The organism is Suipraeoptans intestinalis (assembly GCF_009696485.1).
Lineage (GTDB): Bacteria > Bacillota > Clostridia > Lachnospirales > Lachnospiraceae > Suipraeoptans > Suipraeoptans intestinalis.
Window position 1 is genome coordinate 1 of record NZ_VULY01000004.1, and the last position, 9,250, is coordinate 9,250.

Annotated in this window: 8 protein-coding genes and 14 pseudogenes; 10 read left to right on the top strand and 12 right to left on the bottom strand. The window is 45.2% G+C overall.

The window, feature by feature from the left end; genetic code table 11:
• Positions 1–30 precede the first annotated feature (30 nt).
• The 10 genes and pseudogenes from rplW (FYJ34_RS00095) to FYJ34_RS00135 all read left to right on the top strand — a co-directional run.
• Positions 31–334: pseudogene (gene rplW / locus FYJ34_RS00095) on the top strand (50S ribosomal protein L23).
• Between the two features lie 67 nt (positions 335–401).
• A pseudogene (gene rplB, locus FYJ34_RS00100) lies at positions 402–1,241 on the top strand (50S ribosomal protein L2).
• Between the two features lie 23 nt (positions 1,242–1,264).
• Complete coding sequence (gene rpsS / locus FYJ34_RS00105; RefSeq protein ID WP_154475239.1) at positions 1,265–1,546, top strand: 30S ribosomal protein S19; 282 nt, start codon at positions 1,265–1,267, stop codon at positions 1,544–1,546.
• A gap of 27 nt (positions 1,547–1,573) precedes the next feature.
• Positions 1,574–1,960, top strand: a complete 387-nt coding sequence (gene rplV, locus FYJ34_RS00110; protein WP_320651908.1) for a 50S ribosomal protein L22 — start codon at positions 1,574–1,576, stop codon at positions 1,958–1,960.
• A gap of 11 nt (positions 1,961–1,971) precedes the next feature.
• Positions 1,972–2,627: pseudogene (rpsC, locus tag FYJ34_RS00115) on the top strand (30S ribosomal protein S3).
• Positions 2,627–3,062, top strand: a pseudogene (rplP, locus tag FYJ34_RS00120) (50S ribosomal protein L16). Before rpsC (FYJ34_RS00115) ends, rplP (FYJ34_RS00120) begins: the two co-directional pseudogenes overlap by 1 nt.
• A 51-nt stretch (positions 3,063–3,113) precedes the next feature.
• Positions 3,114–3,161: pseudogene (locus FYJ34_RS15465) on the top strand (hypothetical protein); the annotation flags it as partial.
• A gap of 12 nt (positions 3,162–3,173) precedes the next feature.
• Positions 3,174–3,253, top strand: a pseudogene (locus FYJ34_RS15470) (hypothetical protein); the annotation flags it as partial.
• Positions 3,254–3,279: 26 nt separating this feature from the next.
• Positions 3,280–3,524 (top strand): annotated as a pseudogene (rpsQ, locus tag FYJ34_RS00130) (30S ribosomal protein S17); the annotation flags it as partial.
• 27 nt (positions 3,525–3,551) lie between these two features.
• Positions 3,552–3,711 (top strand): annotated as a pseudogene (locus FYJ34_RS00135) (uL14 family ribosomal protein); the annotation flags it as partial.
• A gap of 31 nt (positions 3,712–3,742) precedes the next feature.
• Here FYJ34_RS00135 and FYJ34_RS00140 read toward each other — a convergent pair.
• From FYJ34_RS00140 to rpsJ, 12 genes and pseudogenes are all read right to left on the bottom strand, one after another.
• Positions 3,743–3,906, bottom strand: a pseudogene (locus tag FYJ34_RS00140) (uL14 family ribosomal protein); the annotation flags it as partial.
• Between the two features lie 19 nt (positions 3,907–3,925).
• Positions 3,926–4,180, bottom strand: a complete 255-nt coding sequence (rpsQ, locus tag FYJ34_RS00145; protein WP_320651905.1) for a 30S ribosomal protein S17 — start codon at positions 4,178–4,180, stop codon at positions 3,926–3,928.
• Between the two features lie 26 nt (positions 4,181–4,206).
• Positions 4,207–4,410, bottom strand: a complete 204-nt coding sequence (rpmC, locus tag FYJ34_RS00150) for a 50S ribosomal protein L29 (protein ID WP_320651906.1) — start codon at positions 4,408–4,410, stop codon at positions 4,207–4,209.
• Positions 4,400–4,837: a 50S ribosomal protein L16 gene (gene rplP / locus FYJ34_RS00155; RefSeq protein ID WP_154475243.1), complete on the bottom strand. Its 438-nt coding sequence runs from the start codon at positions 4,835–4,837 to the stop codon at positions 4,400–4,402. Before rplP (FYJ34_RS00155) ends, rpmC begins: the two co-directional genes overlap by 11 nt.
• A pseudogene (gene rpsC, locus FYJ34_RS00160) lies at positions 4,806–5,488 on the bottom strand (30S ribosomal protein S3). Before rpsC (FYJ34_RS00160) ends, rplP (FYJ34_RS00155) begins: the two are co-directional and overlap by 32 nt.
• A gap of 11 nt (positions 5,489–5,499) precedes the next feature.
• Positions 5,500–5,886: a 50S ribosomal protein L22 gene (gene rplV, locus FYJ34_RS00165; RefSeq protein ID WP_320651908.1), complete on the bottom strand. Its 387-nt coding sequence runs from the start codon at positions 5,884–5,886 to the stop codon at positions 5,500–5,502.
• 27 nt (positions 5,887–5,913) lie between these two features.
• Positions 5,914–6,194: pseudogene (gene rpsS, locus FYJ34_RS00170) on the bottom strand (30S ribosomal protein S19).
• A 23-nt stretch (positions 6,195–6,217) separates the two neighbouring features.
• Complete coding sequence (rplB, locus tag FYJ34_RS00175; protein WP_154475247.1) at positions 6,218–7,060, bottom strand: 50S ribosomal protein L2; 843 nt, start codon at positions 7,058–7,060, stop codon at positions 6,218–6,220.
• Positions 7,061–7,126: 66 nt separating this feature from the next.
• Complete coding sequence (gene rplW / locus FYJ34_RS00180; protein WP_154475249.1) at positions 7,127–7,432, bottom strand: 50S ribosomal protein L23; 306 nt, start codon at positions 7,430–7,432, stop codon at positions 7,127–7,129.
• Positions 7,432–8,051: pseudogene (rplD, locus tag FYJ34_RS00185) on the bottom strand (50S ribosomal protein L4). Before rplD ends, rplW (FYJ34_RS00180) begins: the two are co-directional and overlap by 1 nt.
• Before the next feature lie 29 nt (positions 8,052–8,080).
• Positions 8,081–8,759, bottom strand: a pseudogene (gene rplC / locus FYJ34_RS00190) (50S ribosomal protein L3).
• Between the two features lie 85 nt (positions 8,760–8,844).
• Positions 8,845–9,143: pseudogene (gene rpsJ, locus FYJ34_RS00195) on the bottom strand (30S ribosomal protein S10).
• Positions 9,144–9,250 lie beyond the last annotated feature (107 nt).

Here is a 9,250-nt window from a genome sequence, read left to right on the forward strand (position 1 = left end):
CGTTGCCAATATTGAGGAGGTGTACGCATAATGGCTAATATTCAATATTATGATGTGATCCTTAAGCCGGTTGTGACAGAAAAAAGTATGGAATGATGGGAGATAAGAATACACATTCCTGGTACATCCGGAAGCAACAAAAACACAGGTAAAAGAAGCTGTTGAAAAAATGTTCAACGGAACAAAGGTAAAGAGCGTCAACACGATGAACCTTGACGGCAAGAAAAAAAGAGCGCGTGGTTCCATGAAGTACGGAAGAACTTCCAAGACCAAAAAAGCGATCGTGCAGTTGACGGCAGACAGTGCAGACATCGAGATTTTTGAAGGTCTGTAAAAGAAACAGATATACGGTGGCCAATCCGTGAAAAAAATAATTAGCAGATTTGAAAGGAGAAGTAACCATGGGAATTAAAACTTATCGCCCATATACGCCTTCCAGAAGACAAATGACAGGTTCTGACTTCGCAGAAATACGAAAAAGACACCGGAGAAGTCTTTGCTTGCTCCAAAGAGCAGACAGGCAGGACGTAACAATCAGGGAAAGATCACAGTAAGACATCGTGGAGGCGGAGCAAAGAAAAAATACAGAATCATCGACTTTAAGAGAAGAAAAGACGGTATTACAGCCAGGGTTATCGGAATCGAGTACGATCCCAACAGAACGGCAAACATCGCTCTGATCTGTTATGAAGATGGAGAGAAGGCATACATTCTGGCGCCGGAAGGACTGAAGGACGGCATGAAGATCATGAACGGACCGGAAGCGGAAGTCAGGTCGGAAACTGCCTGCCTATGTCGGAGATTCCGGTTGGTACCCAGATCCATAACATCGAGATGCATCCGGAAGAGGCGGACAGTTGGTTCGTTCTGCCGGAAACAGCGCACAGCTGATGGCAAAAGAAGGGAAGTATGCAACCCTCAGACTTCCGTCAGGAGAAATGAGAATGGTTCCGATCGAGTGCAGAGCGTCTGTAGGAGTAGTCGGAAACGGAGATCATAACCTCATCAACATCGGAAAAGCAGGACGCAAGCGCCATATGGGATTCAGACCTACCGTTCGTGGTTCTGTTATGAACCCCAACGACCATCCGCACGGAGGTGGAGAAGGAAGAACAGGTATCGGACGTCCGGGTCCATGTACACCATGGGGCAAGCCGGCACTGGGTCTTAAGACGAGAAAGAAAAACAAGTCTTCTAACAAGCTGATTGTAAGAAGAAGAGATGGTAAAGCGATCAAATAATTTTCACAAGGAGGTTAGAACCTATGGCACGTTCAGTTAAAAAAGGACCATTTGCAGATGCAAGCCTGCTTAAGAAAATTGATGCGATGAACGAGGCAGGGGACAAGTCTGTTATAAAGACATGGTCACGCCGTTCTACAATTTTCCCGAGTATGGTTGGACATACAATCGCCGTTCATGACGGAAGAAAGCATGTACCGGTGTATGTGACAGAAGACATGGTAGGACACAAGCTTGGTGAGTTTGTGGCTACCAGAACATACAGAGGACATGGAAAAGACGAAAAGAAATCCAGAGTTAGATAAGTAAGAATGTGAAAGGAGGGTTTATCCGTGGCAAAAGGACACAGATCCCAAATTAAAAGAGAGAGAAATGCCAATAAAGATACCAGACCGTCAGCAAAGCTTTCTTACGCAAGAGTATCCGTACAGAAAGCATGCTTCGTGTTGGATGCCATCAGAGGAAAAGATGTGACGACAGCACTTGGTATTTTGACTTATAATCCAAGATATGCTTCCAGCTTAGTAAAGAAGTTGTTGGAGTCAGCCATCGCAAATGCCGAGAACAACAATGGCATGAGCGTGGAAAAGCTTTATGTTGCAGAGGCATACGCAAATAAAGGACCGACAATGAAGAGAATCAGACCAAGAGCACAGGGAAGGGCTTACAGAATCGAGAAGAGAATCAGCCACATCACACTTGTGCTTGATGAAAGATAAGGAGGACAATCATGGGACAAAAAGTTAATCCTCATGGCTTGAGAGTGGGTATTATCAAAGAGTGGGATTCCAGATGGTATGCCAGAAAAAGATTTTGCAGACTGCCTGGTAGAAGACCACAAGATCAGAAAATATCTCAAAAAGAGACTGTACAGCGCAGGGATCTCCAAGATCGAGATCGAAAGAGCGTCTGACAGAGTAAAGGTAATCGTATATACAGCAAACCGGGAGTTGTGATCGGAAAAGGCGGAGCTGAGATTGAAAAAGTAAAGAGCGAGCTTTCCCGTTTTACAGACAAGAAGCTGGTGTAGACATCAAGGAGATCAAGAGACCGGATAAGGATGCGCAGCTGGTAGCAGAAAATATCGCGCTTCAGCTGGAGAACCGTATTTCCTTCAGACGTGCAATGAAATCCTGTATGTCAAGAACCATGAAGGCAGGAGCTCTTGGAGTAAAGACTTCTGTTTCCGGACGTTTGGGCGGAGCAGATATGGCTCGTACAGAGTTTTACAGCGAAGGAACCATTCCTCTTCAGACATTGAGAGCTGATATTGACTACGGATTTGCCGAGGCAGACACCACATACGGAAAAGTAGGTGTGAAGGTGTGGGTGTATAAGGGCGAAGTTCTTCCCGAGAAGGCGGCAAAGGAAGGGAGCGATAAATAATGTTAATGCCAAAAAGAGTAAAACGTCGTAAACAATCCGCGGCACGATGAAAGGAAAAGCGCTGCGTGGGAATACAATTTCACATGGTGAGTTCGGTATCGTGGCTACAGAGCCCTGCTGGATTCGCTCCAACCAGATCGAAGCTGCCCGTATTGCTATGACACGTCATATCAAGCGTGGAGGTAAGGTTTGGATCAAGATATTCCCAGATAAACCGGTAACTACAAAACCAGCTGAAACACGTATGGGTTCCGGTAAAGGAACTTTGGAGTACTGGGTACAGTGGTAAAGCCAGGCCGTGTGATGTTCGAGATCGCAGGAGTGCCTGAGGACGTGGCAAGAGAAGCGCTTCGTCTTGCAACACACAAGCTGCCATGTAAATGTAAAGTGGTTTCACGTGCAGACTTAGAAGGCGGTGATAACAGTGAAAATTAATGCGTTTGTAGAAGATTTAAAAACAAAATCAGCTGCAGAGCTGAGTGAAGAATTAGTACTGCTAAGAAGGAACTTTTCAACTTAAGGTTTCAGAACGCAACAAATCAGTTGGACAATACAAGCAGGATCAAGAGGTTAGAAGAAATATTGCCAGAATCCAGACCGTGTTAACGGCAAAGTCCGGCGAATAGAACTTCATTTGAAAGGAGTATAGACCGTGGAAAGAAATCTTAGAAAAACACGAGTGGCAGAGTTGTCAGCAATAAGATGGACAAAACCATTGTTGTGGCAGTAGAGGATCATGTAAAGCACCCACTTTACAAAAAGATCGTAAAAAGAACATATAAGCTGAAAGCACACGACGAAGCAAACGAGTGTAAATATCGCGATAAGGTAAAAGTAATGGAAACAAGACCGTTGTCCAAAGACAAGAGATGGCGCCTTGTGGAAGTCATGGAAAAAGTGAATAGTATAAGGAGGGGAACCTGCATGATACAGCAAGAAAGCAGACTGAGAGTGGCAGATAACACAGGCGCAAAAGAGCTGTTGTGTATTCGGTACTTGGCGGTTCAACAGAAGATATGCCAGAATCGGCGATATCATCGTTGCAAGTGTTAAAGATGCAACACCAGGCGGCGTTAAAAGTAAAAGGAGTAGGTCTAAAACACGGATGCCCTACTGCCTTTTTTTACAACGCCGCCTGGTGTTGCATCTTTAACACTTGCAACGATGATATCGCGATTCTGGCATATCTTCTTGTTGAACCGCCAAGTACCCGAATACACAACAGCTCTTTTGCGCCTGTGTTATCTGCCACTCTCAGTCTGCTTTCTTGCTGTATCATGCAGGTTCCCCTCCTTATACTATTTCACTTTTTCCATGACTTCCACAAGGCGCCATCTCTTGTCTTTGGACAACGGTCTTGTTTCCATTACTTTTACCTTATCGCCGATATTACACTCGTTTGCTTCGTCGTGTGCTTTCAGCTTATATGTTCTTTTTACGATCTTTTTGTAAAGTGGGTGCTTTACATGATCCTCTACTGCCACAACAATGGTTTTGTCCATCTTATTGCTGACAACTCTGCCCACTCGTGTTTTTCTAAGATTTCTTTCCACGGTCTATACTCCTTTCAAATGAAGTTCTATTCGCCGGACTTTGCCGTTAACACGGTCTGGATTCTGGCAATATTTCTTCTAACCTCTTTGATCCTGCTTGTATTGTCCAACTGATTTGTTGCGTTCTGAAACCTTAAGTTGAAAAGTTCCTTCTTAGCAGCTACTAATTCTTCACTCAGCTCTGCAGCTGATTTTGTTTTTAAATCTTCTACAAACGCATTAATTTTCACTGTTATCACCGCCTTCTAAGTCTGCACGTGAAACCACTTTACATTTACATGGCAGCTTGTGTGTTGCAAGACGAAGCGCTTCTCTTGCCACGTCCTCAGGCACTCCTGCGATCTCGAACATCACACGGCCTGGCTTTACCACTGCTACCCAGTACTCCAAAGTTCCTTTACCGGAACCCATACGTGTTTCAGCTGGTTTTGTAGTTACCGGTTTATCTGGGAATATCTTGATCCAAACCTTACCTCCACGCTTGATATGACGTGTCATAGCAATACGGGCAGCTTCGATCTGGTTGGAGCGAATCCAGCAGGGCTCTGTAGCCACGATACCGAACTCACCATGTGAAATTGTATTCCCACGCAGCGCTTTTCCTTTCATCGTGCCGCGGAATTGTTTACGACGTTTTACTCTTTTTGGCATTAACATTATTTATCGCTCCCTTCCTTTGCCGCCTTCTCGGAAGAACTTCGCCCTTATACACCCACACCTTCACACCTACTTTTCCGTATGTGGTGTCTGCCTCGGCAAATCCGTAGTCAATATCAGCTCTCAATGTCTGAAGAGGAATGGTTCCTTCGCTGTAAAACTCTGTACGAGCCATATCTGCTCCGCCCAAACGTCCGGAAACAGAAGTCTTTACTCCAAGAGCTCCTGCCTTCATGGTTCTTGACATACAGGATTTCATTGCACGTCTGAAGGAAATACGGTTCTCCAGCTGAAGCGCGATATTTTCTGCTACCAGCTGCGCATCCTTATCCGGTCTCTTGATCTCCTTGATGTCTACCACCAGCTTCTTGTCTGTAAAACGGGAAAGCTCGCTCTTTACTTTTTCAATCTCAGCTCCGCCTTTTCCGATCACAACTCCGGTTTTGCTGTATATACGATTACCTTTACTCTGTCAGACGCTCTTTCGATCTCGATCTTGGAGATCCTGCGCTGTACAGTCTCTTTTTGAGATATTTCTGATCTTGTGGTCTCTACCAGGCAGTCTGCAAAATCTTTTTCTGCATACCATCTGGAATCCCACTCTTTGATAATACCCACTCTCAAGCCATGAGGATTAACTTTTTGTCCCATGATTGTCCTCCTTATCTTTCATCAAGCACAAGTGTGATGTGGCTGATTCTCTTCTCGATTCTGTAAGCCCTTCCCTGTGCTCTTGGTCTGATTCTCTTCATTGTCGGTCCTTTATTTGCGTATGCCTCTGCAACATAAAGCTTTTCCACGCTCATGCCATTGTTGTTCTCGGCATTTGCGATGGCTGACTCCAACAACTTCTTTACTAAGCTGGAAGCATATCTTGGATTATAAGTCAAAATACCAAGTGCTGTCGTCACATCTTTTCCTCTGATGGCATCCAACACGAAGCATGCTTTCTGTACGGATACTCTTGCGTAAGAAAGCTTTGCTGACGGTCTGGTATCTTTATTGGCATTTCTCTCTCTTTTAATTTGGGATCTGTGTCCTTTTGCCACGGATAAACCCTCCTTTCACATTCTTACTTATCTAACTCTGGATTTCTTTTCGTCTTTTCCATGTCCTCTGTATGTTCTGGTAGCCACAAACTCACCAAGCTTGTGTCCTACCATGTCTTCTGTCACATACACCGGTACATGCTTTCTTCCGTCATGAACGGCGATTGTATGTCCAACCATACTCGGGAAAATTGTAGAACGGCGTGACCATGTCTTTATAACAGACTTGTCCCCTGCCTCGTTCATCGCATCAATTTTCTTAAGCAGGCTTGCATCTGCAAATGGTCCTTTTTAACTGAACGTGCCATAGGTTCTAACCTCCTTGTGAAAATTATTTGATCGCTTTACCATCTCTTCTTCTTACAATCAGCTTGTTAGAAGACTTGTTTTTCTTTCTCGTCTTAAGACCCAGTGCCGGCTTGCCCCATGGTGTACATGGACCCGGACGTCCGATACCTGTTCTTCCTTCTCCACCTCCGTGCGGATGGTCGTTGGGGTTCATAACAGAACCACGAACGGTAGGTCTGAATCCCATATGGCGCTTGCGTCCTGCTTTTCCGATGTTGATGAGGTTATGATCTCCGTTTCCGACTACTCCTACAGACGCTCTGCACTCGATCGGAACCATTCTCATTTCTCCTGACGGAAGTCTGAGGGTTGCATACTTCCCTTCTTTTGCCATCAGCTGTGCGCTGTTTCCGGCAGAACGAACCAACTGTCCGCCTCTTCCGGGATGCATCTCGATGTTATGGATCTGGGTACCAACCGGAATCTCCGACATAGGCAGGCAGTTTCCGACCTTGACTTCCGCTTCCGGTCCGTTCATGATCTTCATGCCGTCCTTCAGTCCTTCCGGCGCCAGAATGTATGCCTTCTCTCCATCTTCATAACAGATCAGAGCGATGTTTGCCGTTCTGTTGGGATCGTACTCGATTCCGATAACCCTGGCTGTAATACCGTCTTTTCTTCTCTTAAAGTCGATGATTCTGTATTTTTTCTTTGCTCCGCCTCCACGATGTCTTACTGTGATCTTTCCCTGATTGTTACGTCCTGCCTGTCTGCTCTTTGGAGCAAGCAAAGACTTCTCCGGTGTCTTTTTCGTAATTTCTGCGAAGTCAGAACCTGTCATTTGTCTTCTGGAAGGCGTATATGGGCGATAAGTTTTAATTCCCATGGTTACTTCTCCTTTCAAATCTGCTAATTATTGTTTTCACGGATTTGCACCGTATATCTGTTTCTTTTACAGACCTTCAAAAATCTCGATGTCTGCACTGTCTGCCGTCAACTGCACGATCGCTTTTTTGGTCTTGGAAGTTCTTCCGTACTTCATGGAACCACGCGCTCTTTTTTTCTTGCCGTCAAGGTTCATCGTGTTGACGCTCTTTACCTTTGTTCCGTTGAACATTTTTTCAACAGCTTCTTTTACCTGTGTTTTTGTTGCTTCCGGATGTACCAGGAATGTGTATTTCTTATCTCCCATCATTCCCATACTTTTTTCTGTCACAACCGGCTTAAGGATCACATCATAATATTGAATATTAGCCATTATGCGTACACCTCCTCAATATTGGCAACGGTCTCTTTCGTCAGGATCAATGTGTTGTATTTCAGGATATCGTATACATTGATCGTGTTTGTTCTTGCCGTCTTCACTCCTGCGATATTTCTTGCGGAGATCTCTGCGTTTTTATTGTCTTCTCCCAGAACCACCAGCGCTTTTGAAACGTTCAGGTTCTTCAGGATGTTTGCGAAATTCTTGGTCTTGATCTCGTCAAACTTGATCTCATCTACTACGATCAGCTTGTTTTCTGCTACTTTTGAGCTCAACGCTGACTTCAGAGCCGCTCTTTTTTCTTTTCTGTTCATCTTAAAAGAGTAGTCTCTCGGCACCGGAGCAAATACCACTCCACCGCCTGTCCACTGCGGAGATCTGGTGGATCCCTGTCTTGCATGACCGTTCCTTTCTGTCTCCATGGTTTTCTTCCGCCTCCGGACACTTCAGAACGGGTTTTCGCCTTCTGTGTTCCCTGACGCTTATTTGCAAGCTGGTTTACGACTGCCATATGCACCAGATGTTCGTTTACTTCTACGCCGAACACTGCATCGCTTAAGTCGATGGTTCCAACTTCTTTTCCTTCGATATTATAAACAGCTACGTTTGCCATATCCGTATCCCTCCTTCCTTCACCAAGTCCTAGTTCCCTTTTACCGCTTCTTTGATCGTTACCAGAGACTTTTTCGGTCCGGGTACAGAGCCTTTTACAAGAATCAGGTTCTTGTCTGCATCTACACGGACGATCTCAAGATTCTGAATGGTAATTCTCTTGCTTCCCATATGCCCCGGCATCTTCTTGCCCTTGAACACCTTGCTGGGATCAGAAGCAGCTCCGTTGGAACCTGCATGGCGATGGAACTTTGAACCATGAGTCATCGGTCCTCTGTGCTGGTTATGTCTCTTGATCGCACCCTGGAATCCTTTTCCCTTGGAAATTGCAGTTGCGTCGATCTTATCCCCTGCCGCAAAGATATCTGCTTTGATCTCCTGCGCCAGCGCAAATCTGCTACATTCTCAAAACGGAACTCTCTTACAAATCTTTTCCCGGAAACGCCCGCTTTTGCAAAATGTCCCTGCAAAGCCTTGGTCAGACCATGACGGTGAACGATCTCTTTCTTTCCATTTTTGTCCTTGTTGACTGTCTTGTCTTTTTTGTCAGCAAACCCTACCTGCACCGCATCATATCCGTCGTTTTCAACTGTCTTGATCTGTGTTACCACACAGGGGCCAGCCTGAAGGACTGTACCGGCGTCAGACTTCCGTCTTCATTGAACACCTGGGTCATACCAACTTTGGTAGCTAAAATAGCTTTTTTCATTATGATTTCCTCCTTAAATTTACAGCGGAACGCCGCCTGGACGTTCATCCTAAATGTTAGGAATTACTGCTTTTGCTTTTGAAACTTACTTGTTCTTCATCTTGATGTCGATATACACACCTGCCGCATCTCCAGTCTGGACAACGCCTCTACCGTCTTCTGGGTAGGAGTGATGATATCGATCAGTCTCTTGTGTGTTCTCTGTTCAAACTGCTCTCTGGAGTCTTTGTACTTGTGAACAGCACGCAGGATCGTTACTACTTCTTTCTTTGTCGGAAGCGGAACCGCCGCTCACCTTAGATCCGTTCTTCTTAACTGTCTCGATGATTTCTTTGCGGATGCATCCACCAGCTGATGGTCATACGCCTTCAATGTGATTCTCATACTTGTTGACTTGCCATAAAAAAGTCGCCTCCTTTTCGTACTTTGTAACTCAGTACGACAAGCGTGACTGTACACTCTCCCGTGTGTGTCGTGAGAAACTCACACGT

Excerpts from the sequence above, each read along its gene's own strand:
- rpsS (WP_154475239.1), top strand. The coding sequence starts at position 1,265 with ATGGCACGTTCAGTTAAAAAAGGACCATTTGCAGATGCAAGCCTGCTT.
- rplP (WP_154475243.1), bottom strand. The coding sequence starts at position 4,837 with ATGTTAATGCCAAAAAGAGTAAAACGTCGTAAACAATTCCGCGGCACG.
- rplB (WP_154475247.1), bottom strand. The coding sequence starts at position 7,060 with ATGGGAATTAAAACTTATCGCCCATATACGCCTTCCAGAAGACAAATG.
- rplW (WP_154475249.1), bottom strand. The coding sequence starts at position 7,432 with ATGGCTAATATTCAATATTATGATGTGATCCTTAAGCCGGTTGTGACA.